The sequence below is a fragment of the Tessaracoccus sp. OH4464_COT-324 genome, assembly GCF_003932855.1.
In the GTDB taxonomy this organism is placed as follows: Bacteria; Actinomycetota; Actinomycetes; order Propionibacteriales; family Propionibacteriaceae; genus Arachnia.
In genome coordinates, this window is record NZ_RQYZ01000027.1 from 1 (window position 1) to 23,380 (window position 23,380).

General features: G+C 68.4%; 24 protein-coding genes and 2 tRNA genes. 3 read left to right on the top strand and 23 right to left on the bottom strand.

Going from position 1 to position 23,380, the window contains the following annotated elements:
- Positions 1 to 261: 261 nt before the first annotated feature.
- Positions 262 to 1,155: a neutral zinc metallopeptidase gene (locus EII42_RS11155; RefSeq protein WP_125172228.1), complete on the bottom strand. Its 894-nt coding sequence runs from the start codon at positions 1,153 to 1,155 to the stop codon at positions 262 to 264.
- A gap of 138 nt (positions 1,156 to 1,293) precedes the next feature.
- On the opposite strand from EII42_RS11155, the gene EII42_RS11160 reads away from it, so the two are divergent.
- Entirely contained in the window at positions 1,294 to 1,938 is a 645-nt protein-coding gene (locus EII42_RS11160; RefSeq protein ID WP_233558376.1) for an NUDIX hydrolase, read from the top strand.
- A gap of 45 nt (positions 1,939 to 1,983) precedes the next feature.
- On the opposite strand, the gene EII42_RS11165 is transcribed toward EII42_RS11160, so the two are convergent.
- From EII42_RS11165 to EII42_RS13000, 18 genes are all read right to left on the bottom strand, one after another.
- Positions 1,984 to 2,844 (bottom strand): Bax inhibitor-1/YccA family protein, encoded by an 861-nt coding sequence (locus tag EII42_RS11165; RefSeq protein WP_125172229.1) that lies wholly within the window; start codon positions 2,842 to 2,844, stop codon positions 1,984 to 1,986.
- A gap of 117 nt (positions 2,845 to 2,961) precedes the next feature.
- Positions 2,962 to 3,034, bottom strand: a tRNA-Leu gene (locus EII42_RS11170).
- Positions 3,035 to 3,070: 36 nt separating this feature from the next.
- Positions 3,071 to 3,982 (bottom strand): Ppx/GppA phosphatase family protein, encoded by a 912-nt coding sequence (locus tag EII42_RS11175; protein WP_125172230.1) that lies wholly within the window; start codon positions 3,980 to 3,982, stop codon positions 3,071 to 3,073.
- Positions 3,979 to 4,467, bottom strand: a complete 489-nt coding sequence (locus EII42_RS11180; RefSeq protein WP_125172231.1) for a DUF501 domain-containing protein — start codon at positions 4,465 to 4,467, stop codon at positions 3,979 to 3,981. The genes EII42_RS11175 and EII42_RS11180 overlap by 4 nt, the downstream gene beginning before the upstream one ends.
- Positions 4,468 to 4,484: 17 nt before the next feature.
- Positions 4,485 to 5,126 (bottom strand): septum formation initiator family protein, encoded by a 642-nt coding sequence (locus EII42_RS11185; RefSeq protein WP_125172232.1) that lies wholly within the window; start codon positions 5,124 to 5,126, stop codon positions 4,485 to 4,487.
- Positions 5,127 to 5,156: 30 nt separating this feature from the next.
- On the bottom strand, positions 5,157 to 6,434 hold the full coding sequence (eno, locus tag EII42_RS11190) for a phosphopyruvate hydratase (protein WP_125172233.1): 1,278 nt from the start codon (positions 6,432 to 6,434) through the stop codon (positions 5,157 to 5,159).
- Between the two features lie 122 nt (positions 6,435 to 6,556).
- Entirely contained in the window at positions 6,557 to 7,165 is a 609-nt protein-coding gene (locus tag EII42_RS11195; protein WP_125172234.1) for a MazG family protein, read from the bottom strand.
- The gene (locus tag EII42_RS11200) at positions 7,162 to 7,707 is read right to left on the bottom strand and encodes a hypothetical protein (protein WP_125172235.1); all 546 of its coding nucleotides are present in this window, start codon (positions 7,705 to 7,707) and stop codon (positions 7,162 to 7,164) included. Before EII42_RS11200 ends, EII42_RS11195 begins: the two co-directional genes overlap by 4 nt.
- 38 nt (positions 7,708 to 7,745) lie before the next feature.
- A complete protein-coding gene (gene mfd, locus EII42_RS11205; RefSeq protein ID WP_125172236.1) occupies positions 7,746 to 11,204 on the bottom strand; it encodes a transcription-repair coupling factor in 3,459 nt (1,152 codons plus the stop codon).
- A gap of 45 nt (positions 11,205 to 11,249) precedes the next feature.
- A complete protein-coding gene (locus tag EII42_RS13540; protein WP_233558377.1) occupies positions 11,250 to 11,423 on the bottom strand; it encodes a hypothetical protein in 174 nt (57 codons plus the stop codon).
- An 885-nt stretch (positions 11,424 to 12,308) separates the two neighbouring features.
- Complete coding sequence (gene pth, locus EII42_RS11215; RefSeq protein ID WP_125172237.1) at positions 12,309 to 12,884, bottom strand: aminoacyl-tRNA hydrolase; 576 nt, start codon at positions 12,882 to 12,884, stop codon at positions 12,309 to 12,311.
- Positions 12,881 to 13,468 carry a 50S ribosomal protein L25/general stress protein Ctc gene (locus EII42_RS11220; protein ID WP_125172238.1) on the bottom strand — a complete coding sequence of 196 codons (588 nt, stop codon included), beginning with the start codon at positions 13,466 to 13,468 and terminating at the stop codon, positions 12,881 to 12,883. The genes pth and EII42_RS11220 overlap by 4 nt, the downstream gene beginning before the upstream one ends.
- Before the next feature lie 139 nt (positions 13,469 to 13,607).
- Positions 13,608 to 14,774: an MFS transporter gene (locus EII42_RS11225; protein ID WP_125172239.1), complete on the bottom strand. Its 1,167-nt coding sequence runs from the start codon at positions 14,772 to 14,774 to the stop codon at positions 13,608 to 13,610.
- 12 nt (positions 14,775 to 14,786) lie between these two features.
- Positions 14,787 to 15,167 (bottom strand): CrcB family protein, encoded by a 381-nt coding sequence (locus EII42_RS11230; protein WP_125172240.1) that lies wholly within the window; start codon positions 15,165 to 15,167, stop codon positions 14,787 to 14,789.
- Positions 15,155 to 15,457, bottom strand: coding sequence for a CrcB family protein (locus EII42_RS11235; protein ID WP_233558378.1), 303 nt, complete (start codon positions 15,455 to 15,457; stop codon positions 15,155 to 15,157). Before EII42_RS11235 ends, EII42_RS11230 begins: the two co-directional genes overlap by 13 nt.
- 46 nt (positions 15,458 to 15,503) lie before the next feature.
- Complete coding sequence (locus EII42_RS11240; RefSeq protein WP_125172242.1) at positions 15,504 to 16,478, bottom strand: ribose-phosphate diphosphokinase; 975 nt, start codon at positions 16,476 to 16,478, stop codon at positions 15,504 to 15,506.
- 3 nt (positions 16,479 to 16,481) lie between these two features.
- Positions 16,482 to 17,942, bottom strand: coding sequence for a bifunctional UDP-N-acetylglucosamine diphosphorylase/glucosamine-1-phosphate N-acetyltransferase GlmU (glmU, locus tag EII42_RS11245; protein WP_125172243.1), 1,461 nt, complete (start codon positions 17,940 to 17,942; stop codon positions 16,482 to 16,484).
- Positions 17,943 to 18,063: 121 nt separating this feature from the next.
- Positions 18,064 to 18,142, bottom strand: a tRNA-Gln gene (locus EII42_RS13000).
- A 309-nt stretch (positions 18,143 to 18,451) separates the two neighbouring features.
- On the opposite strand from EII42_RS13000, the gene EII42_RS11250 reads away from it, so the two are divergent.
- Both EII42_RS11250 and EII42_RS11255 read left to right on the top strand, forming a co-directional pair.
- The gene (locus tag EII42_RS11250; RefSeq protein ID WP_125172244.1) at positions 18,452 to 19,021 is read left to right on the top strand and encodes a DNA-3-methyladenine glycosylase I; all 570 of its coding nucleotides are present in this window, start codon (positions 18,452 to 18,454) and stop codon (positions 19,019 to 19,021) included.
- Positions 19,022 to 19,114: 93 nt separating this feature from the next.
- Entirely contained in the window at positions 19,115 to 19,723 is a 609-nt protein-coding gene (locus tag EII42_RS11255; RefSeq protein ID WP_199729870.1) for a TetR/AcrR family transcriptional regulator, read from the top strand.
- A gap of 166 nt (positions 19,724 to 19,889) precedes the next feature.
- Here EII42_RS11255 and EII42_RS11260 read toward each other — a convergent pair whose 3' ends face one another.
- The 4 genes from EII42_RS11260 to rsmI are packed head-to-tail and all read right to left on the bottom strand — an operon-like array spanning position 19,890 to position 23,366.
- A complete protein-coding gene (locus EII42_RS11260) occupies positions 19,890 to 20,786 on the bottom strand; it encodes a 4-(cytidine 5'-diphospho)-2-C-methyl-D-erythritol kinase (RefSeq protein ID WP_125172246.1) in 897 nt (298 codons plus the stop codon).
- Positions 20,787 to 20,795: 9 nt separating this feature from the next.
- On the bottom strand, positions 20,796 to 21,674 hold the full coding sequence (rsmA, locus tag EII42_RS11265; RefSeq protein ID WP_125172247.1) for a 16S rRNA (adenine(1518)-N(6)/adenine(1519)-N(6))-dimethyltransferase RsmA: 879 nt from the start codon (positions 21,672 to 21,674) through the stop codon (positions 20,796 to 20,798).
- On the bottom strand, positions 21,667 to 22,527 hold the full coding sequence (locus EII42_RS11270) for a TatD family hydrolase (RefSeq protein WP_125172248.1): 861 nt from the start codon (positions 22,525 to 22,527) through the stop codon (positions 21,667 to 21,669). The genes rsmA and EII42_RS11270 overlap by 8 nt, the downstream gene beginning before the upstream one ends.
- On the bottom strand, positions 22,524 to 23,366 hold the full coding sequence (gene rsmI, locus EII42_RS11275) for a 16S rRNA (cytidine(1402)-2'-O)-methyltransferase (protein WP_125172249.1): 843 nt from the start codon (positions 23,364 to 23,366) through the stop codon (positions 22,524 to 22,526). The genes EII42_RS11270 and rsmI overlap by 4 nt, the downstream gene beginning before the upstream one ends.
- Positions 23,367 to 23,380 lie beyond the last annotated feature (14 nt).

Here is a 23,380-nt window from a genome sequence, read left to right on the forward strand (position 1 = left end):
CCGGAACCCCCTCCTCCTCAGCCTCCTCAGCAGACCAATACAGCGCAGGAGACAAGGGGTCGTACTCGTCGTCATAATATCCGTGGACCATAGAAGCAGTATTGCACCCCAAGGGGTCGCAACGACGGAAACGCCACCAGAAACTCTGGTGATATCTTCAGTACCGCATTCGGAGTCCTGTCGCTGACCCGCACTCCGCGCCCCCTGGTGGGCGCGCCCGGCAGGCACGTCGCCGAACCCTCACCCCGCCCGCGAGCCGAATCAGTTGGGGCCAAGATCGTTCGTGGCGAACGTGTCACACGACGCCGGGTTGCCGCTGTCGAAACCCACCTGCACCCAGTGCTGCCGCTGAGCGGAGGAACCGTGGGTCCAGCTCTCCGGGCTGACCCCGCCGCCGGACTGCTGCTGGATGTGATCGTCGCCGACGGCGCGAGCCGCGTCGACGATGCGATTCAGGTCGTCGGCGGTGACGTCCTCGATCAGCGCATCACGGCCCTGATTCACGTGGTGGAACCACACGCCGGCATAACAGTCGGCCTGCAACTCCTGGCGCACCGCCCCGGAGGCCGGGCCGCTGCCCGACATGCTCCGCGCCCTCCGGTTGGTCCCGTCCAGCTGCTGCAGGTGGTGCCCGAACTCATGCGCCATGACGTAAGCCTCGGCCGCGTAGCCGCCACGCGCCCCAAGACGCCGCAGCAGCTTGCCCATGAAATCGGTGTCGATGTACACCGTCTCATCCGCCGGGCAGTAAAACGGGCCCAGCTGGGAGCTCGCCGCGCCACAGCCCGTTCGCACCTGGCCGCTGTACAGCCGCGTCGTCGCGCTGCGATAGCCGCGCACCTGCTGCCCCCAAAAGGTGTCGATCGCCGTCGAATAGGCGGGCCACCGGCAGTCGGGGTTACGCTCGACGTCGGCGCCAGTACGGCACTCGGGAGCCGTCGCCTGCACAGTGCTCCCGCCCGAAAAGCCTGTGTCCCCCACCAGGCCGCTCAGGTCAATGTTGAAGAAACGGGCGCCTAGGAAAACCACCACAAGAAGCGCCACGCTGCCCAGCGACACCCCAGCCCCACGGCCGATCCTCGGGCCGCCGCCCGACGAGCCGCCCCCGTAGCGAACCTTCGACTGGTCGATGCGCGCGTCACTTCTAAACTTCACGGCCTGCCCTCCTTAAGCCACCCAGCGATTCTATCGGAACCAACCGGCGGCGGCTTTCCGCCGAGGAGCCCGGGCTCAGCCGGGTAGGGTGGAGGGGTGCGTGTCGTCGGTGTGAAAAACCCCTTGGGGAGTCCAGTGGTGGACTTCCGAGTGGAACACGCCGTGCACCCAGCCATCACCCTGTTCGATCACGGCTACTACCAGCTGCGTCCCCTATCGGCGTCGCTGCTGGACAGAGAGATCGTCTACACCGTCCTTGTGCGCGACGTGGTGCCAGCCGACAACCGGCCCACCCAGCGCTCCCGGGTGCACGTCGATCCTCTCGGCGAACCCATCGTGCGGGTGCAGCGCATCGCCGCCTACGGCGTCATCCTCTCCGAACGCGGCGTTCTTGGTACCGTCAACTCTGAGCAGTCCTACGCCGCCGGTGTCTGGACCCTGCCCGGCGGCGGACTCAACCCCGGCGAGTCACCGTCGGAGGCGCTGCTGCGCGAAATCCACGAGGAGACCGGGCAACGAATCATCATCGACCGTCTCCTGGCCCTCGAATCCGACCACTGGGTGGGCCGGGCACTGAGCGGCCGCTTGGAGGACTTCCACGCGCTGCGCTTCATCTACGGTGGCCGCTGCATCAGCCCCACAGACCCGATCGTCTACGATGTGGGCGGCTCCACCGAGGTGGCCGACTGGGTGCCCGTGCGCGCCTGGCGGCAGCTGCACTGGACCAACTCCTCGCGTACCCTGCTCGCCCAGTACGCGCGCAAGTTCTGGGGCTGGGCATAGCAAAACGCCGCCGGCCCGCGGGCCGACGGCGCTCGCAGCAAGACCCTAGTCGCGGAAGTAAGACAGAATGCGCAGGATCTCGACATACAGCCACACCATGGTGACCGTGATGCCCAGCGCCGCCCGCCACGACTCGGAGGCCGGAACGCGGTTCTCCACGCCGACGCGCACCGAGTCGAAGTCCATAACCAGGTTGAACACCGCCAAAGCGACGGCGATGACCGACACGATGATGGCCAGCATGCCGGCGTTGCCGCCCACGCCCACAATGCCGAGGTTCCACCCCAGCAGGCTGAACACCAGGTTGACCAGAAACACGCCCGCCAGCGCGAAGGTGCCGATGGTGACCATCTGACGGAAACGCGCAGAAACTCGGATGTTGGCGAACTTCATCACAGCCAGCGTGGCCGCCGCAGTCACGAAGGTGGCCAACACGGCCTGCATCACGATCCCCGGGTAGAGCGTCTCGAAGTACTTGGAGACGCCACCGATGAACAGGCCCTCGAAGAGCGCGTAGATGGCCACCGAAACCGGGCTGACCTTCGGGCGGAAGGCCACAACCAGGACGGTGACGAAAGACGCGAGAGCGCCCACGATCATCAACGGCAGGCTGAGCCGGATCGGAACGAACGCGAACACCGCGGCAGCGACGAGGAACACCAGGCCCAGCGAGATGCCCGTTTTGGCGATCACATCGTCATAGGTCATCACGTCGCCTGTGGGCACCGCCTGACGCTCGGCACCGAGCGGATATCCAGGCTGCTGGTATCCCATCGGCCCAGGCTGACCCGGCTGCCCGAAACCGGGTTGCTGGAAACCGTAGCCCGGCCCCGCGTAACCCGCAGGCGCCGCACCCTGGTGATGCTTCGTGAAACCCTCGCCACGACCAAAAACCATATTTGCCATAAAGCTGTCCTCATTAAGGTTCGACTACCCACCAGTGTACAGGCATTCGCAAGGCGAAGTCTGCCCGACGATACCGGCGGTAACTCACAACTGTTCTAGCGCAAAGCCCCGAAACGGTGCCCTCGACGGGATTCGAACCCATACTGGAGCGGGTTTAAGCCGCTTGCCTCTACCGTTGGGCTACGAGGGCCTGGAAAGAGTCTAGGGCCAAGACGACGGGCTCTATTCAGCGTCGCTCAACGAGGCTGAGCGCCACTCCATCGAGGATGTCGCACTCGCTGACGAGCACCTCCCCGCCCGGAATCCGGCCCGACAGCTCGTCCAGGATCAGCGCCCCGGCCCCGATCACCCCTGCCCGCAACGGATGCATGCACGGCTCCGTCGCGATGTCCGCGTGCGTCCGGCCAAGCCAATGCGTCGCGGCTTCGATGATGTCCGCGCGGCCGATCCGCGTCTCGTGCACCACCTGACGCGAATACTCTCTCAGACCCAACACCCGAGCCGCCACCGACGTGACCGTGCCCGCCACCCCGATCGCGCTCACCACCGACGCGAAATCAATCCCCGAGGCGTCAATCAGGCCGCCCACAAAGCGGCGGGCCTCCGCCACCTGAGCCGCCGTCGGCGGATCGTCAAACAGGAAACGCTCACTCACCCGCACCGCACCGACGTCGAGACTCACCGCGCGGCGCACCACGTCGTCAACCAGAACCAGCTCCGTGGAGCCCCCGCCGATATCAATCACCAGAGCCGGCCGCTTCGCCGCCACCCCGCTCAACACCCCGAGCGCGCTCAGCCGCGCCTCCTCGTCACCGGAAATCACCTCCGCCTCGACGCCGAACCGCGCCAACACGCCAGCCGCGAACACGTCGCGGTTGCGCACATCCCGGGCCGCAGAAGTGGCCACCACCCGAACCCGAGCAGCCCCGTGCCGCTCGATCAGCTGGCTGAACTCGTCGAACACCGCAAACGCCCGCCGCAGGGCATCCTCGTGAAACTCGCCCGTCGCATCCACGCCCTGACCCAGCCGCGCCAGACGCACCTCCCGGGCCAACTCCTCGACAACGCCGCCCGCCGCACGCAAGATCAGCAGTCGGATGGAGTTCGTCCCACAGTCGACTGCCGCGACAACGCTCACTCGCCCGCCTCGCAAGGCTTGCACCAGAACTCCCCCAGAGCCGCCAGCGCCTCGTCGCCCAGCGGGTTGACCCCCGGCCCCTTCGCCAGCGCATGACCCACAAGCACGTGCAGACACTTAACCCGATGGGGCATGCCCCCCGCCGAGATTCCCGCGATCTCCGGCACGTGCCCCAACTCCTCACGATCCGCCAGGTAGGACTCGTGCGCTGCCCGGTACCGGGCCGCCAGCTCCTCGTCCTCGGTCAGCCGATCCGTCATCTCCGCCATCATCCCCGACGCCTCCAGCGTGCCGATCGCCGAAGCCGCACGCGGGCAGGTGAGGTAGTACGTCGTCGGGAACGGGGTACCGCTAGGCAGCCGAGGAGCCGTCTTAACCACCGCAGGTTTCCCGCACGGGCAGCGCCACGCGACGTCAACCACCCCTCGCGGAGAGCGCCCCAACTGGGCGCCAATGATTGCGAGGTCCTCTTCAGAAACGCTCACGCTGGCCTTTCGGATCGTCAGGATGGGCTGGGAGCAGGCTCCGGAGAAGGCGTGGCCGTCTCCAAGCTGATGATCCTATCGTCAACCTGGCGGGGCAGCTTAACTGGCTCAGGCTTGGGCGCAGGCTTGTCGGCCTCGACGATCGAATCCCACATCCGCTCGTACCAGGGGCCCAGCTTCACCTGCTCCTCTGGGGCCACGTTCCGCCCGGTCACCGGTTTGCCATCGGTGCCGATTACCCGATATCCCACCTCGCCGGGCATGACCCAGCCCAACCGCACCCTGGCCTGCGCGCGCACATACTCCGGGTCCTCCCAGCGCTTGACCTCATCCTTCTGCCGCGCGATCTCCTCCTGCTTGGCCGCGATCTCCTCGCGTACCTGGGAAACTTCCGCAGCCTGGATGAAGTAGATCCGCAGACTCTGCGCCAACACCAAGGCAACGCCCAGCAGCGCCACCACCAGCACAATCAACCGCCAGGTGATCCCGCCCGGGCGCGGCCGTTGCACCGGCGACGACGCCTCCAGCCCTGCCGTCTCCTCGTTGACGACGGGCGTCGAGCGCCGCTCGCGGTGCGCACGCTCACCCGAACGCGCAGCGGTCCGGGTGCGGGGTGTCCCCCGACCCGGACCGCTGCCTGCAGGATTACGAATTGCCACCCGGCAATCCTAATCGCTCAGCGCGCTAGCTCAGCCCTTGAAACGCGGGAAAGCGCTGCGACCGGCGTAAACAGCCGCGTCGCCCAGGTTGGCCTCGATACGCAGCAGCTGGTTGTACTTCGCAACGCGGTCGGTACGAGCCGGCGCGCCGGACTTGATCTGGCCGCAGCCGAGCGCCACCGCGAGGTCGGCGATGGTGGTGTCCTCGGTCTCGCCGGAACGGTGGCTCATCATCGTGGCGTAGCCGTTGCGGTGCGCCAGGTTGACGGCGTCGATGGTCTCGGTCAGCGAACCGATCTGGTTCACCTTGACAAGCAGAGCGTTCGCAGTGGCGGTCTCAATGCCCCGCTGCAGGCGGGAGACGTTGGTGACGAACAGGTCGTCGCCGACGAGCTGCACCTTGTCGCCCAGCTTGTCGGTGATGGCCTTCCAGCCATCCCAGTCCTCCTCGTTCAACGGATCCTCGATCGAGACCAGCGGGTAGGCATCGACCAGTTCAGAGTAGTAGGTCACCATCTCCTCGGAGGTCTTCTCCACACCCTCGAACTTGTACTTGCCGTCGGCGTAGAACTCCGACGCCGCAACGTCCAGCGCCAGCGCGATGTCCTTACCGGGCTCGAACCCGGCGGCCTTGATGGCCTCGACGATCAGGTCGAGGGCGGCGCGGTTGGACTCCAGGTTGGGCGCGAAACCGCCCTCATCACCCAGCCCGGTGGACAGACCACGGTCCTTGAGGACCTTCTTCAACTGGTGATAAACCTCGGCGCCCATGCGCAGCGCCTCGGCGAAGGTAGCCGCGCCGAGCGGGGCGATCATGAACTCCTGGATGTCCACGTTGGAGTCGGCGTGCGAGCCGCCGTTCAGGATGTTCATCATCGGCACCGGCAGCAGGTTCGCAGTGGGGCCACCGATGTACTGGTACAGGTGCAGGTTGGCCTCGTCGGCCGCCGCTTTGGCCACCGCCAGGGAGACGCCGAGGATAGCGTTCGCGCCCAGCTTGGCCTTGTTCTCGGTGCCGTCGAGCTCAATCATGGCCATGTCAATCGCGCGCTGGTCGTTGGCGTCGAAATCCTCGACCTCATCGGCGATCGACTGGATGTTGGCCACCGCAGTGAGAACGCCCTTGCCGAGGTAGCGGCCCTTATCACCGTCGCGCAGCTCAACGGCCTCGAAAGCGCCGGTGGAGGCGCCGGAGGGAACGGCCGCGCGGCCGAACGCGCCGGTGTCGAGCTCAACCTCGACCTCGATGGTGGGGTTGCCACGCGAGTCAAGAATCTCGCGGGCCTGGATGAACTCGATGTATGCCATGAATTTCCCTTCACAACTACGGGGATAACGGACAAGCAACAGCCTACTAGGCCAACCGACCCCCGGGGCCAGCCCGCCCAGTTAACGCAGAGCGCGAAGCCGCCCCACCCGCGAGACTCAGCTCAATTCGGCCGCTCGGCCTCGGCGATGCGGGCCTCCAACCGACGCAGCGCCTGCCGCGCGGCCGCGTCGGCGTCGATGCCGCTCGCCTGGGCCCGCGCCACCAAGGCAACGATCCCGTCGCCCACCTCCGCCTCCGTGATTGGCGTGCGGTCCAGACCCACGTCGACGCCGTGCAGGCGCGAGCGCGACACCACCTTGTGGGCACGAGCCACGACGCTCAGCGACTGCGCGATGCCATCCAGGGCGGAACTGCGCCCCTTCTCCGCAGCCTTGCGCCGCTCCCAGTTCTCCCAACCGTCGGGGGCTGGCCCGCCCGAAAAGATGTGCGGATGCCGACGAACCAACTTGTCGGCGACGCCCCTAGCCACATCGTCGAGCGTGAAACGCCCCTCCTCCGCGGCGATCTGCGCGTGAAAGTAGACCTGCAGCAAGACGTCGCCCAGCTCCTCCTGAAGATCCTCATCGGAACCCGCCTCGACGGCGTCCACGACCTCACAGGCCTCCTCGATGAGGTGGTTGAGCAGCGACGCATGCGTCTGCTTGGCATCCCAGGGACACTCGGCCCGCAGACGCACCATGATCTCGCGCAGCCGAGCAAACTCGCTCATCGGCCGAAGGCGGGCGCCTGCACGTCGGCGGACATCGAGCCCGAGACCAGACCGAACCCTTCGTCGCCCAGATCCTTCATCCGGCCATAGCGCGGGTTCAACTCGATGGAGTCGAAGATGCCAAGAACGGTGTCCTTCAACTGCTCGGGCGACATGCCCTGGCTCATCTCCTGCATGGCAACGGACATCTGCATGTTCTTCACGATGTAGGGGCCACACACCGGGTCGTTGCCCGCCGGGCCAACCTCGGCGACGACGAACCTCTTGACGAGTTCCTCATCCGGCACCAACTCCTGATCCAGCAGGCCCGTCGCGACGATCTCGCCGCTGAGCGCGCCCACCACGAACGAGTGCCGCGCGACTTCCTGGCCTTGCTGCGGATAACCCGCAGCGGCGCAGGCCGCCATGATCTCGTCGATCTGCCGCTCCGTGATTGGGCTGCCGTTCACCACGGCTGCGGTGGATGGGCCGGGCGCGCAGGCCGCCAACGCGAGCGCGCTGACCGCGCCCGCAGCAATCATCTTCCATGCAGGCTTGTTCACGACGGCCACCCTACCAGCAGCCGCCCGTGGCCCCAGACTCAGCCGAAAATCTGCCCGACGAGGGTCGTCGCCCACGCCAGGTAGCCACCCTCGGGCTTGGGCACCTGGATCAGCCCCGGCTTCACCGCCGAACCCGGATACAACCGCGCCAACCGCAGCTTGCGCGACTCCGGCAGATCAACCGGCGCGAAGCGTACCCACTTGCCAGCCGGAACAATCTCCTCAATGCCCGCCGCGCGCGCCAGGTTGCGCAGATGGGCGACACCCAGCAGCGCCTCCACCTGCTGCGGCACCGCGCCGTAGCGGTCGATCAGTTCGGCGCGCACCACGTCGATGTCCGCGCTGGAGCGAATCTGCGCGATCTGCTTGTACATCTGGAGCCGCAGCCGCTCCGAGGAGATGTAGCTCTCGGGGATGTTGGCGTCCACGGGGATGTCGATGCGCATCGTCGGCTCCTCTTGGGGCGCATCCCCCTTGTATGCGGCCACGGCCTCGCCCACCATCCGCAGGTAGAGGTCGAAGCCGACACCCTCGATGTGGCCCGACTGATCCTCCCCCAGCAGGTTGCCCGCGCCGCGCAGTTCGAGGTCGCGCATCGCGATCGCCATGCCCGCGCCCAGATCCGTGTTGGCGGCCATCGTCGCCAGCCGCTCGTGCGACGTCTCGCTGAGCGTCTTGTCAGCCGGGTACAGGAAGTAGGCGTACCCGCGCTCCCGCGACCGGCCGACGCGCCCACGCAGCTGGTGCATCTGCGACAGGCCCAGATTGTCGGCTCGGTCGATGATGAGCGTGTTGGCGCTTTGGATGTTGAGCCCCGCCTCGACGATGGTGGTGGCCACCAGCACGTCGGCGCGCCGTTCCCAGAAGTCCTGGATCACCTGCTCCAGCCGCTTCTCACTCATCTGGCCGTGCGCGGTGATGATGCGCGCCTCGGGCACCAGTTCGCGCAGATGCGCGGCGGTTTTCTCGATGGTGCTGACCCTGTTGTGCACGTAGAACACCTGGCCCTCACGCGCCAGCTCGCGACGGATAGCGGCGCGAACCTGGCCATCGTCGTAGCGGCCCGCGAAGGTGAGCACCGGGTGGCGTTCCTCCGGCGGCGTGGCGATCACCGACATCTCGCGGATGCCCGTGATCGCGGTTTCCAGGGTGCGCGGGATCGGCGTGGCCGACATCGTGAGCACGTCGACGTTCAACCGCATCGACTTCAGCCGCTCCTTGTGCTCCACGCCAAAGCGCTGCTCCTCGTCGATGATGACGAGCCCCAGATCCTTGAACTCCACCTCCTTGCCGAGCAGCCGATGCGTGCCGATAATCACATCGACCTTGCCGCTGGCGACTTCCTCGATCACGCGGCGAGCCTGCGCGTCGGTCTGGAACCGCGACAGCTCCGCCACCCGCACCGGAAAACCCGCGAAACGCGACGCAAACGTCTGATAGTGCTGCCCCACCAGCAACGTCGTCGGCACCAGCACCGCCACCTGCTTGCCGTCCTGCACCGCCTTGAACGCGGCCCGCACCGCGATCTCGGTCTTGCCGTAGCCGACATCGCCACAGATCAGTCGATCCATCGGCACGGGCGACTCCATGTCGCGCTTCACCTCCTCGATCGCGGAAAGCTGGTCCGGGGTCTCAACGTGGCTAAACGCGTCCTCCAACTCCCGCTGCCAGTCGGTGTCGGGCGCGAAGGCGTGGCCCTTCGTCGCCTGTCTGGCGGCGTACAGCTTGATCAGCTCAGCGGAAATCTCCCGCACCGCAGCCCGCGCCCGCGCCTTGCGCTTGCTCCAGTCGGCCCCGCCCATCTTGTCGAGGGCCGGAGACTCGGCGCCGACATAGCGGCTCAGCTGGTCCAGCTGGTCCATCGGCACGAACAGCCGGTCGCCCGGCTGGCCGCGTTTGCTGGGCGCGTACTCGATCACCAGGTAGTCGCGCGCCGCGCCGTGCACGACGCGCTGCGCGGACTCCACGAAACGCCCCACCCCGTGCGTCTCGTGCACGACGAGGTCGCCTTTCTTCAGCTCCAGCGGCTCGATCCGGTTCTTCCGCCGAGCGGGCAACTTGCGCTCCGCCCGATCCGAAACCTGCTGCCCCGTGAGTTCGGCGGTGGTGATCAGCTCCACCCGGGCCGCGTCGTTCACCCACCCCGAGCGCACGGCGCCCACCGCAATGCTCACCATCCCCGGCTGGGGCGCCTGCCCGGCCTCAATGATCGTCGCGCCGAGACCGGATTCCGTGGTCATTTCCAACAACCGCTGCGCCAGGCCCTTGCCCTCGACGACGAGCAACACCGCCCAGCCGTCGCCCGTGCGCTGGCGCAGGTGCTCGACGGCGGCGTCGGAGTTGCCCCGGAAGGTCCCGGTGGCGGCGGCGCTGAGCCGACGCTGATGGGCTCCGTCGGCCGAATAATCGTCGTCGGCAGTGAAGGGCGTCAGCTGCCACCAGCGGTGCCCGATGGCAAGCGCATGCTGGCGGACGTCGGCCAACTCCCAATAGGCGGAGGCCCCCAGGTCAATGGGCGACGTGCCGCCCCCCGCCGCAGCAGCCCAGCTGGCGTCGAGGAACTCCCGCGACGTGTTCACCAACTCCGCCGCGCGCGTGCGCACCAACTCCGGCGCAACGCTGAGGACGACCGACTCCTTCGGCAGCACGTCGACGAGCAGTTCGAGCCCGTCAACCAGCGCCGGGATCAGCGCCTCCATACCCTCGACGGCCTGCCCCTCGGCCAGCCTGCCCAGCATGTCGCCCAGCTCCGGGTGCTGGTCGGCGAGCCGGGCCGCGCGGGCGCGCACCTCGTCGGTGAGGAGCAGCTCGCGGCAGGGGGCCGCGACGACGGCCGGCCAGGTTTCGCCGGTGGAGCGCTGGTCGGCAACGTGGAAGGTGCGGATCTCCTCCACCTCGTCGCCGAAGAAATCGATCCGCACCGGGTGCTCCGCCGTCGGCGGGAACACGTCGAGCAGGCCACCGCGCACGGCGAACTCGCCGCGGCGCTCCACCAGATCCACCCGGGTGTAGGCGGCCCCCACCAGCGCGGACGTGAGTTCGCTGAGCTCGTAGCTCTCCCCGACGCCGACCGTCACCGGGCGCATCCCGCTCAGCCCCTTGACCTGCGGCTGGAGCAGCGAGCGCACGGGCGCGACGACGGCCTTGGGCGGGCGGTCGCTGGCCAGTCGACGCAGCGCCGCCAGCCGCCGCCCGACGGTGTCGGCGCGCGGCGAGAGCCGCTCGTGAGGCAGCGTCTCCCAGGCCGGGTAGTAGGCCACCTCGTCCTCGCCCAGCCAGGTGCCCAGCTCCGCGCTCAGCTGCTCAGCCTCGCGGTAGGTGGAGGTGACGGCCAGCACGGTGCGGCCCTGCGCGGCGATGGCCGCCCCGACGATAGGGAAGTACGCCGGAGCCGCGCTCAGGTCGAGCGCGGTAACGCCGGGGAGATGCACATCGTCGAGGGTGCGACGAAGCGCGGGATCCGAGGTGAGCGTGTTGAGCAGGCCGTGGAAACGCACCGGGCCATCTTACGCGCCCTGGCTACGGCCTGCTCTCCCGCGAATTCAGCGTTCGACCAGCGCCAGGATGCGGGCCGGGGAGCCCGAGCCGCCGACGATGGGCAGCGGGGCCGTCACCAGCAGCGCCCCGGTGGTGGGAGCGAACCACTGCCTAAGTCCTGATGTGCTCCCGGTGAACAGAAAGCCAGAACCGGACCCCGCGACGGCACCAGCAGACATGCCAGCTTGGCTGGCGGCGCCTGGGAAACCTCTTCGCCGTCGCGCCCGGTGGCCAGGACGTGCCCGCGGTTCACGGCACGACAACCGGCGCGCGAGGCTGGAGAATCCGTCGGGTGCGCAACGCGAGACGCCGGCACGAACTGAGTCAAAGTCATCCCCAACACCTCCAGAATGGCTGAGTTGCGCGCCGCAGTTGCCGAAACGCTTGCCGTTCGTCGGGAGGGGGGGGGAAGGAATCGAAGATTGCGGCCAAACCGAGTACCAGTTAACGCACTGAACTGTCAGCGCCGCACCAAGCATGGTCATCCAAGGAGAGCGAATGCGCGGGAGACGGCAGCGCCTCGGCATCGATACCATCCCCTCCCGCACCGGAGACCCCTCCCGCGTCCGAATCCCGCCGAGCGTCTCCCCTCACCAGTTTCTCAAACCCAGACCGGATGCGCGCCAAACCCGTCGCGCGATGCCTGCTCCTGGAGCAACACTCCCGCCCCCGTGTCAGCTTATCGTTCTACCGCGCGGGTGCCATCCAAGGACTCACCGCAGGCAAGACCCTCAACCCGGCCTGGAGCGCACGGACCAAAATGCTATTCCATGAGGTCGAGAAACAAGCGAGGATGCTGGGGGCCTGCACATGAAGTCTCACATCCCAGCAACCGACGAGCAGGCCAGCCAGGACGCAGCTCAAGCTCACCACCGTCGCGACACTCGCGATAGGCGACGAAGGCGGCACCTAAAGTAGTGTGAAAGTACTGTCGGGGCAGGGACGCCTCAAACGGGAAAGGGATGCCCCCCTCAGCAGCCGCCTCTGCGCTGGATATGCGGGTCAAGATGCAGAGAGCCCTTTCCACCATGCACCACCGCCCGGCACAGCCCTAGAGACAAGGGTTAGGAGTTGTAGCGGTTCTGGGTAGCGGTAAGCCCGTTCGCCACCAGGTATTCGACGGCATCGGCGGCGACCGCCGCGTCAACGCGCAGCTCCTCCAGCTCCTTCGGCCGCAGGTTGGCGAGCACCCAGTCGGCGGACGGCTGCCGACCCGGTGGGCGGCCGATGCCCACCCGGACGCGGTGGAAGTCACCGGTGCCCAGGTGCGCACGAATAGATTTGAGGCCGTTGTGGCCATTGTCCCCGCCACCGAGCTTGACGCGCAGCCGCCCGGGGTCGAGATCCAACTCGTCGTGCACGACGATCACGTCGGCCGGCAGCACCTTGTGGAACCTGGCCAGCGCCCCCACCGCCTCGCCGGAGAGGTTCATGTAGGTGGTGGGCCTGACCAGCACGTACTTCGCCTCCGGCCGCACGAAGGTCGCCACCTGCGCCTTCATGCGGCTGTTGAGGGAAAAGGAGGAGCCGTAGCGCCCCGCGAGGTCCGCTACGGCCCAGAATCCGACGTTGTGCCGGGTGGCCTCGTACTTCGGGCCGGGATTGCCCAGCCCGACGACCAGCACGAGGCGATCGCTCACTCCGCGGCTTCCTCGCCCTCGGCCTCCTCAGGCAGGTCCTGGGCGGCCGGGGCCACGATGCTCACCACGAGGGTTTCGCCGTCGAGATCGATGGAGGCGCCCTTCGGCAGCTTGACGTCGGCCGCCACGACGGTAGCACCCAGCTCCAGGCCCTCGACGGAGACCTCAACCTCGGTGGGGATGTCGGTGGCGGGAGCCATGAGGGTGATGGTGTTGATGTCCTGGTTGACCAGCAGGCCCGGCTCCGGGTTGCCGACGACCACGAGCGGCACCTCGACCGACACCTTCTCGCCCGCCTTGACGATCATGAAATCGACGTGCTCGACGACCGGCAGGATCGGGTCGCGCTGGATCTGCTTGGGCAGCACGAGCATCGGCTTGGCCTCGCCCTCCACCTCAAGCTCAAACAGCGCGTTCGCGGTGCGCAGCGCGAGGTAGAGCTCCTTCGCGGGCAGCAGCAGGTGCATGGTGTCCATGCCGTGGCCGTAGACGACGGCGGGGGTCAGGTTGTCGCGGCGCGCGCGGCGGGCGGCGCCCTTGCCGAACTCGGTGCGCTTGGTGGCCTTGATCTGGAAATCTGCCATGGTGGCTCCTTCATCGATAAGCGGATATGCTCACGCCGGCTCAGGAGCTCGTCGATAACGGACCGTGAAGTCCCTCGCCAGGCATCCCGGCAACTCTACCCCGACGCCCACCCCAGCACCAAGCCGACGGCGGTGTGCGTCAGGCGCGCCGTCGTCGCCTCCGATCCCGCACCCGGTAGAACGCCATCGGCACCAGCACCGCCAACAGCCCGAACGCGGCCGCGGTGAGGAAACCGCCGTTGGCGCCCATGTCGTCAATGAGGAAGCCCGCGATGGCCGACCCGATCGCCGCGCCGACGAGCTGGCCAGTGTTCGCCCAGCCGTAGGCCTCCGCGGACTCGGAGAACTTCACCGACTCTGCAATCATCGAGAAGATGATCGCCAGCGCGGGCGCGATGCCGATCCCGGCGAACATGATGGCGACGAGGGTCCACGGGAAGGATTCGCCCATCGTCGACATCAGCGAACCAAACATGAGCGTCACCATCCACATGCTGAGCGTCCAGCGTCTGGCCTCGCGGTGGCCGAACGCGAAACCCGAGATCAGCGACGCCAACGACATGCCGCCCAGGATCACGCCCGCTTCCAGCCCGCCCTCGCCGAACCGCTTCACGATCGACGCCTCGATGGCGGCCGTCGCCCCGATCATCAGGAAACCGACGGCGGTGGCCAGCAACACTGGCCCCCGCCGCAGCACCGCGCCGAACCGGCTCTCGCTGACCCCGAAGCGCACCTCACCCAGCTCGGGGGCCGCGATGAACCACGCGCCGCCCAGCACCAGCAGGCCCGCGCAGAGCAGCAGACCCGCCACGGACGAGATCTGCAGCGACACCAGCGCGATGATCAGCGGGCCCATCACCCAGATGATCTCCTGCGCCGAAGCGTCCAGCGAGAACAACCTCGCCAACCTCGGCGCGTCCACCAGCTTGGGGTAGATCGAGCGCACCGCCGGCTGCACCGGCGGGAAGGACAGGCCGCTCACCAGGCCGACGAGAATGAACCCCCACAGCGGCATGTTCACCAACGCGATCCACAGCAGCGACGCCGCACAAATCAAGGTGGTGGCGATGAGCACGTTGCGCGCCCCCAGCTTGCCCATCATCCGGCTCGTCACCGGGCCGGCGATGGCCTGACCCATCGAGGTCGCCGCCAGCACGAGCCCGGCCGAGCCGTAGGAGTGGAAGATGCCCTCGACGTGGATCAGGAGAGCCAGCACGATCATGCCGCTGGGGAAGCGCGCGGTGATCTGCGAGGCCATGATCCTGGCCACGCCCTTGGTCTTCAGCAACCCCCAATACGAGTTCACAATTTCTTTAGTCTAGTAGGAGCAGCGGTCGAAAACCGCAATCACGAACTCCGCCAGCCATCCGCCGGCAACCCCCGCCAGCACACACGCCGCCAGCCCGCCTGCCCAGTAGCCGAGGCCGACCCACCAGCGCCGCCGGGCCGCGAGCTGCACCGCGTCAACAGCCGCGGTAGAGAACGTGGTGAACCCGCCGCAGAACCCCACACCCGCCAACCGCACCACGAAATCGCCCCACACACCGGCCTCGCCCAGAGCGAGCACCACGCCCAACAGGACGCTGCCCAGGAGGTTCACGGTGAGGATGCCCAGCGGCACCACCCGCCCACCGAGTCGCGCGTCGACGATCGAGCGCGCCACAGCTCCCAGGCCGCCGGCCAGCATCACCCAGCCCATCGTCGGCCCCCCGCCCAGAGCCCGAGCGCAGCACACGCCGGCCCCAACACCACGCTGACCAGGCCCTCCACACCCGCTGACACCGTCGTCGGGAGGGCTAGGGCGAGTGCCGAGTAGGTGGTGAACGCGCCCAGCAGCCCGGTACCCAGCAGCAGTCGAACCTCCCGCGCGGGCCGCATCCCCACGAGCAGGCCAAGCCCGAAGGCGCCGACGAGGTTCACGCCCGCCAGCCAGGGGCCGTCCAGCAGCCCGGCCGCGGCCCGGAGCCCGGTGCCCAGAAAACCGCCCACGAACACGAGGAGAAGTTCCCGTGCCCGTGGGCGGCCGACGGCCAAATCAGGCCTGGCCGTCGAACAGCGACGTGACGGAGCCGTCCATGAACACCTCGTGGATCGCCTGTGCGAGCAGCGGGGCGATGGATAGCACGGTCAGGTTGTTGATCTCCTGCCCAACGCGCGGCAAGGTGTTGGTCACGATGATCTCCTCCATGCCCGACGCGTTGAGGCGCTCGGCGGCCGGACCAGAGAACACGGCGTGCGTCGCCGCACAGATGACACGCTTAGCGCCGCGCTCCTTCAACGCTGCGGCGGCCTGGGTGATGGTGCCCGCAGTGTCGATCATGTCGTCGACGAGGATGCAGGTCTTGCCCTCGACCTCGCCCACCACCTCGTGCACCGCGACGGTGTTGGCCTGGTTCGGGTCCCTGCGCTTGTGGATGATCGCCAGCGGGGCCCCGAGTTTGTCGGTCCACATGTCCGCGAGACGAACCCGCCCCGCGTCGGGAGAGACCACCGCGATCTCACCGCAGTCGTACTTCTCCTGAACGTACTTCGAAAGCACCGGCAGGCCCCACAGGTGGTCCACCGGTCCGTCGAAGAAGCCCTGGATCTGGGAGGCGTGCAGGTCCACCGACATGATGCGGTCAGCGCCCGCCGCCTTGAACAGGTCGGCGACGAGGCGAGCCGAGATAGGTTCGCGCCCCAGATGCTTCTTGTCCTGCCGGGCGTAGGGGTAGAACGGAGCCACGACCGTGATCCGCTTCGCCGAGGCGCGCTTCAGCGCGTCCACCATGATGAGCTGCTCCATGAGCCACTCATTGACGGGCGCGGTGTGCGACTGGATCACGAAGGCATCGCAGCCGCGCACGGATTCCTGGAAGCGGACGTAGATCTCGGAGTTTGCGTAGGTGACAGCCCGGGTGGGAACGAGCCCCTGCCCCATCAGCGTCGCCACTTCCTGAGCCAGTTCCGGGTACGCGCGACCCGAGAACAGCATGAGGTGTTTTTCATTTTGTGCGAATGCGTCTGGCATTGCTCATTTCTCCCGTGACGCGGCGACCTTGGGGTGGATGGAACCGTCGTGCGCCGCCGCCGCGGTGTCCCACTTTGAACCAGGGCGACGCGCGGCCACCCAGCCTTCGGAATTGTGCTGCCGCCCGCGGGCTATTGCAAGCGCCCCGGCGGGCACATCCTCGGTGATCGCGGAGCCCGCACCGACGATGGCCCCCGGCCCAACATCCACCGGCGAGACGATCACCGAGTTGGAGCCGATGAAGGCGTTCTTGCCGACGTGCGAGGTACTCTTGCTCACCCCCGAGTAGTTGGCGAAGATGGTGCCCGCACCGATGTTTGCGCCCTCATCGATCACAGCGTCCCCGACGTAGGCCAGGTGCGGCACCTTCGCGCCCTCGCCGATCACGGAGTTCTTGGTCTCGACGAAGGTGCCGATCTTTCCGCCCGCACCCAGCTCGGTGCCGGGCCTCAGGTAGGCGAACGGCCCGACGGCGGCCCCCTCCCCGATCACCGCGAAGGAACCGTGTGAGCGCACCACCTCGGCGCCCGCGCCCACCTCGACGTCCATCAGCGTCGTGCTGGGGCCGATCACCGCGCCCTCGCCGACGGTCGTCGCGCCCTGGAGGATGGTTCCGGGGTGGAGGACGACGTCGGGCGCGAGGTCCACGTCGACGTCCACCCAGGTGGAGGACGGGTCGATCATCGTGACCCCGGCCAGCATCCAGGCGTCGAGGATGCGACGGTTCATCTCCGCGTTGATGCGCGCCAGCTGCACCCGGTCGTTGACTCCCTCGGTTTGCCAAACGTCGTCGGTTACGTAGGCCCCCACCTGGTGCCCGGCGGTGTTCGCGTAGGCCAGCACGTCGGTCAGGTATAGCTCGCCTTGGGAGTTGTCGGTAGTCAGGTTGGCCAGCCCGGCGCGCAGCACCGCAGCGTCGAACACGTAGATTCCGGAGTTGATTTCGTTGATGCCGCGCTGCTCTTCGGTGGCGTCCCGGTGTTCGACGATGCCGCGCACCCGGGGGCCGTCGCGCAGGATGCGGCCGTAGCCCGTCGGGTCCGCGACGACGGCGGACATCACGGTGACCGCGTTCGCTTTGGCCCGATGCACCGCGAGCAGCTGCCGCAGGGTGGAGCCGGTGAGCATCGGCACGTCGGCGTAGGTGACCACGACGTCGCCCTCCAGATCCTCGAAGCCTTCGAGGCCGCATTGGACGGCGTGGCCGGTTCCGCGCTGCTCGTGCTGTACGCGGCTGGTGATCGTGTGGTCAATCTTCTCCAACTCGGATTCCACCTGCTCGCGCTGGTGTCCCACCACGACGACGAGGTGTTCGGGCGCGAGTGCTGCTGCGGCGGAGACGGCGAAGCTGAGCATGGACTTGCCCGCCACCTCGTGGAGCACCTTGGCTTTCTTGGAGTTCATTCGGGTGCCGCCCCCTGCTGCGAGGACCACGACGGCGGCGGCTGGAGCGAGATCAGTCAAGGATTGCCTCCTATCGAGCGATTGCGTCCAACAATACTCGCGCCCGCCCCTACCGCGCTTGAAGCTTGAACTAGCCCGTACGGCTGACCAGCCGTTTCCCCCACACGCGTCGACGCACGCGCACCCCGGGTAGGAGTCGAACCTACTTCGCTAATCCTGATTCAAAGTCAGGCGGGCCCTGCCGAAAGACCAACCGGGGTCCGTCCCGCAAACCGGGACTTTGCCAAGTGTATGGCACTCTGGCGGTGAGGGCCACTCCCGGCCCGTTGTTCGCCGTAGCCGGCGGGGCCGGTTTGGTTGTGCTGTTGGGGAAAAGGACCCCGAGCCGGACGAGCCGGGCTGCCGGAAGCCGCCTCCCGGCGGTCGGGCCCTCGCGGGCCCCGTGCAGCCAACGCGGTGCGCCGGGGCCGGGCGACCAAGTTGTCCACAGCCCAACGCCCGGTTGGTCCCCGGGCTGCGCGGGCGCCGATAAATAGGGCTGGCAGGGGAAGCGATCAGGAGGTTCGACGATGACCGAGGAGAAGGTGCGCTGCTTCGGCACCGGGGACGAGCTCTACGAGCGGTATCACGACACGGAGTGGGGGCGGCCGCTGGCCGCGAGCCCCGACGAGCGGGAGCTGTTCGAGCGGATCGTGCTGGAGGGGTTCCAGTCCGGCCTGAGCTGGCTGACCATCCTGCGCAAGCGCGAGGCGTTCCGCTCCGCCTTCGACGGCTTCGCGCCGGGCATCGTCGCACGCTACGGTGCCGACGACGTGGCCCGCCTCCTCGGCGACGCCCGCATCGTGCGCAACCGGTTGAAGGTCAACGCGGCGGTGGCGAACGCGCAGGCTCTCGTCCAGCTGCACGAAACGGGCGGGCAGCTGGCGAGCATCCTGGACGAGCACCGGCCGCCGCCGCGCGCCCGGGCGGCCACCCTCGCGGAGCTGCCCACCCGCACGCCCGAGTCGGAGGAACTGGCCAAGCGGTTGAAGGGCCTGGGGTTCAGATTCGTCGGCCCCACCACCATGTATGCGCTCATGCAGGCGGTGGGCATCGTCGACGATCATCTGGCGGGCTGCTGGCTGGCTCGTCGCGAGTGATGGCCCGAAACGGCGGATGCGGCTCGTGGCCCGATGGGGGAAGATGGGGTCATGACCTCTGCCAGAACACGCGCCCGCCGCACCCGAGTGCGGATGACCGCCGCGGAGCGCCGCGAACAGCTCATCTCCGTCTCCCGGGAGCTGTTCGCCGCGAAGGGTTTCCAAGGCACCTCCGTGGAGGAGATCGCGGCGCGGGCCGGCGTGTCGAAGCCGGTGGTTTACGAGCACTTCGGCGGCAAGGAGGGCGCTTACGCGGTCGTGGTGGACCGTGAGACCCGCCGCCTGCACGACGCGATCCGCTCGGCGCTCACCACCGAGGGCGCGCGCAGCCGAGAGCTGCTGGAGCTGGGCGCGATGGCCCTGCTCGACTACATCGACGAGTGCCCGGACGGATTCCGGATCCTGTCTCGCGATTCGTCGGACATGGAGCCCGGGGGCTCGTTCGCATCCATCCTGTCGGACATCGCGGCGCAGGTGGAGCACATCCTGGGCACCCAGTTCAAGCGGCTCGGCCACGACCCGGCGGTCGCGGGGCTGTACGCGCAGGCCCTCGTCGGCTTGGTGGCGCAGACCGGGCACCGCTGGCTGGAGCGACGCGAGCCCGAGAAACACGTCGTCGCCAGCCACCTGATCAACCTGGCCTGGAACGGCATGGCCCATCTGCAGCCCGACCCGGACCTGGTGACCTCCCGGCAGCGCTAGGGCCGTTGCGGACGTGCCGCCGGGGCGAGGACCCGCCGGGCGATGAGACAAGCGCCGAGGGGTCCGCCTCCTGCACCGGATGCACAGGCCACGATGCTGAGGGGTTGAGATATCCGCCCGACCCGGCGCCCCGCGAGCAAGCGCGGTAAGGCCTCCGCAACAGTTCCTAGACCACCTGCGCACCCGCGACGGGGCCCTGCGCGACGCGCACGCAGCGCACGCCGGAGAACACTCTAAGCTCGTCAGCCAGCCGCTTGGCGTGGTCGTCGTCGGCGACGAGGAACGCGACGGTGGGGCCGGAACCAGAAACGATCGCCCCGAGCGCGCCGGCGGCGCGCCCCCGATGCAGGGTGCGCTGCAAGTTCGGCTGAAGCCTGATCGCTGCATCCTCCAAGTGGTTGGTGAGCAGCCCGCCGACGCGAGCCACGTCGCCTGCCAGGAGCGCGTCAACGAGCCCGGCGGGCAGGTCGGTGGGCTGCGGCGGGCTCACCCTGTCGAACTCGCGGAACACTGCGGGCGTGGACAACCCGTTGTGGGCCAGAGCGAAAACCCAGTGGTATTTCCCGCGCGCCGGCAGCGCCCGCAGGATCTCCCCGCGCCCCTCGCCGACGGCGGTGCCGCCCAGCAGGAGGAAGGGCACGTCGGAACCAAGCTGGGCGCCGAGCTCACGCAGCTGATCGCGCGATGCGTTGACGCCCCACAGGGTTGAGCAGGCCAGCAGGGTGCCCGCGGCGTCGGCGGAACCGCCCGCCATACCGCCGGCCACGGGGATCCGCTTGCGGATGCTGATGCTCGCCCCGGCGTCGGCGACACCGAAGTGGCTGGCCACCAGCTTCGCGGCCCGCATCGCGAGGTTGGTGTCGTCGACGGGCAGGAAGGGCGCTCCCTCCCCCTGGAAACTGAGCCGGAACTGGCCCGGGCGTCGCGGCTCGACGGCGATCTCGTCGCACAGCGAAACCGCCTGGAAGATGGTGCCCAGCCGGTGGTACCCCTGCGCGTCGGTCTCTCCGACGCACAGCGCCAGGTTCACTTTCCCCGGCACTCGAACTCTCACCGTCGCCATGACCCAAACCTATCCGGTGTCCGCGCGCCGCCCGCCCCAACCGACTGGAAGATGCCGGGCGATGGCGGCGAACTGGTTGATGGTGAGCGTCTCGCCGCGCGCCTCCGGGCTCACCCCGGCGGCCGCCAACGCCTCGCTGGCCGCCGCGGAGGAGCCGAACAGCTTGCCGAGGGCCGCACGCAGCATCTTCCGGCGCTGCGCGAAGGCGGCGTCGACGACGGCGAAGGTCTGCGCACGGTCGCCGGGCGGCGGCTCACGGCGGGTGATGCGCACCAGCCCGGAGTCCACGTTCGGCACCGGCCAGAACACCGCAGGGCCGACGGTCCCGACGCGCACCGCCTCCGCGTACCAGGCCATCTTCGCCGACGGCACGCCGTAAACCCTGGAGCCGGGTTCGGCGACGAGCCGGTCGGCCACCTCAAGCTGCACCATGACCAGCCCCCGATCCCAGCCCGGGAACAGCTCAAGCAGCCTGAGCAGCACCGGCACCGAGACGTTGTAGGGGAGGTTCGCCGCCACCGCCGTCGGTTGCCTGCCGGGCAGCTCGCTCACCTCCAGCGCATCGGCGTGCACCACGCCCAGCCGCGCCGCCGCGTCGGGGCCGAGGCGCTCAGCCACGGTCTGGGTGAGACGGCGGGCAAGCGAGTCCTCGATCTCCACCGCGGTGACGCTGGCGCCCGCCTCCAGCAGCCCGAGCGTCAACGAGCCGAGGCCGGGGCCGATCTCCAGCACCTGGTCGTCGGCAGTGATCCCGGACAGCGCGACGATGCGGCGCACCGTGTTGGCGTCGTGCACGAAGTTCTGACCCCGCTGCTTGGTGGGCCGCAGGCCCAGCTCGGCGGCCAGCCGACGGATGGATGCGGGGTCGAGGAGGCCGACGTCAGGCATCGTCGCCCCACCTGCCGCCGTAGGCCGCCCACGTGTTGGCGGTGACCCGTTCGCAGAACTCCGCGAGGTCCCGGCCGAGCAGCTCGGCCAGGAACCTGGCCGTGTGCGCCACCAGGTAGGGGGCGTTCGGCTTGCCGCGCTCGGGTTTCGGCGTGAGGTACGGGGCGTCGGTCTCCACCAGCAGGCGGTCCGCCGGTGTGCTGAGCGCAGCGGCACGCAACTCGCCCGCGGACCCGAACGTGACCACCCCGGGGAAGGACAGCCAGAAGCCGCGCGCCACGCAGGCGGCCGCGAAGTCCGCGTCGCCGGAGAAGCAGTGCATCACCACCCGCTCGGGCGCCCCCTCGTCGTCGAGCACCCGGAGGATGTCCTCATGCGCGTCCCGATCGTGGATGACCAGGGTCTTGTCGTGGCGTTTCGCCCAGCCGATGTGCCGCCGGAACGATTCCTCCTGCACGGCTTGGCCGGCGGCGTCGCGGGTACGGAAGTAGTCCAGGCCGGTCTCCCCCACCGCACGCGCCTGGGGCACCAACTCCTCGATGCGGGTGAGCGTCTCCGCCAGCCCGGCCCTGCCGTGCCGCTCGACGATGCGCGCCGCGTCGTTGGGATGCAGCGCCACCGCCGCCGCCACCTGCGGGTGCGCGCGCTGCACGGCGAGGACATGCTCGCAGCTCTCCACGTCGTAGCCCACGTCGACGATGTGGGTCACCCCCACCTCGGCGGCCAGCCGCAGCGACTCGTCGACGGGCAGCCCCGAGTAGCGCAGCGTAGACAGGGTGTGCGTGTGGTTGTCCACGATCCCGCCAGGCAGCGGGCTGGGCAGCTTGGGCAGCCCCAGCTGTTCGATCATCATGGTCGTCCTTCCTTGAACGAAACGGCCGCCGCGTACAACTCCTTCTTCCGGGCGCCGGTCAGGGCCGCCACCTCGGCCACCGCCTCGGACAGCTTCGCCCCGTCGGCGATCCGGGCCTTGACCAGGCCGAGCGCGTCGTCGATGGACGTCTCCTTGGGCGGCGCCCCCTCGACGACGATCGTCACCTCGCCGCGCACCCCGTCGGCCGCCCACTGCACCGCTTCCGAGAGGGTGGCGCGCAACACTTCCTCGTGCGGCTTGGTGAGCTCCCGGCACACGGCCACCCGCCGCCCCGCCCCGAGCGCGCGGGCGGCGTCGAGCAGGAACTCGTGGGTGCGGTGCGGGGCCTCGAAGAACACCATCGTGCGTTCCTCTCCCGCCAGGGCCGCCAGCCGTCGGCCACGCTCGCCGGACTTGCGCGGCAGGAAACCTTCGAAGCAGAACCGGTCCACGGGCAGCCCGGACACGGCGAGCGCGGTCAGCACCGCGCTGGGCCCGGGCAGGGCGGTGACGCGGAGACCCGCGGCGAGGAAGGCCGTGACCAGGCGGTATCCGGGGTCGGAGACGCACGGCATGCCCGCGTCGGTGATGAGCGCGACGGTGTGCCCGGCCCGGGCGGCCGCCACCAACTCGGGGGTGCGTTCCAGCTCGTTGCCCTCGAAGTAGCTGACCAGTCGGCCGCCCGCGGTGATGTCGAGCCGACGCAGCAGGGTGACCGCACGTCGGGTGTCCTCGGCGGCGACGATGTCCGCCGTCGTCAGCAGGTCGCGCAGGGATGCGCTGGCGTCGCGGCTGGACCCGATGGGGGTTGCCGCGAGAATCAAGTGACCACTACTCACCGAGCCAGCCTATC

Coding starts and splice junctions, on each gene's coding strand:
- EII42_RS11230 (WP_125172240.1), bottom strand. CDS start 15,167: ATGGGCTGGGTGATGCTGGCCGGCGGCCTGGGAGCTGTGGCGCGCTCG.
- EII42_RS11270 (WP_125172248.1), bottom strand. CDS start 22,527: ATGATGATCGAACAGCTGGGGCTGCCCAAGCTGCCCAGCCCGCTGCCT.
- EII42_RS11165 (WP_125172229.1), bottom strand. CDS start 2,844: ATGGCAAATATGGTTTTTGGTCGTGGCGAGGGTTTCACGAAGCATCAC.
- EII42_RS11240 (WP_125172242.1), bottom strand. CDS start 16,478: ATGCCAGACGCATTCGCACAAAATGAAAAACACCTCATGCTGTTCTCG.
- eno (WP_125172233.1), bottom strand. CDS start 6,434: ATGGCATACATCGAGTTCATCCAGGCCCGCGAGATTCTTGACTCGCGT.
- rsmA (WP_125172247.1), bottom strand. CDS start 21,674: ATGCCTGACGTCGGCCTCCTCGACCCCGCATCCATCCGTCGGCTGGCC.
- EII42_RS11195 (WP_125172234.1), bottom strand. CDS start 7,165: ATGAGCGAGTTTGCTCGGCTGCGCGAGATCATGGTGCGTCTGCGGGCC.
- EII42_RS11220 (WP_125172238.1), bottom strand. CDS start 13,468: ATGGCAGATTTCCAGATCAAGGCCACCAAGCGCACCGAGTTCGGCAAG.
- EII42_RS11250 (WP_125172244.1), top strand. CDS start 18,452: ATGACCGAGGAGAAGGTGCGCTGCTTCGGCACCGGGGACGAGCTCTAC.
- EII42_RS13540 (WP_233558377.1), bottom strand. CDS start 11,423: ATGTCTGCTGGTGCCGTCGCGGGGTCCGGTTCTGGCTTTCTGTTCACC.
- EII42_RS11260 (WP_125172246.1), bottom strand. CDS start 20,786: ATGGCGACGGTGAGAGTTCGAGTGCCGGGGAAAGTGAACCTGGCGCTG.
- EII42_RS11255 (WP_199729870.1), top strand. CDS start 19,115: ATGACCGCCGCGGAGCGCCGCGAACAGCTCATCTCCGTCTCCCGGGAG.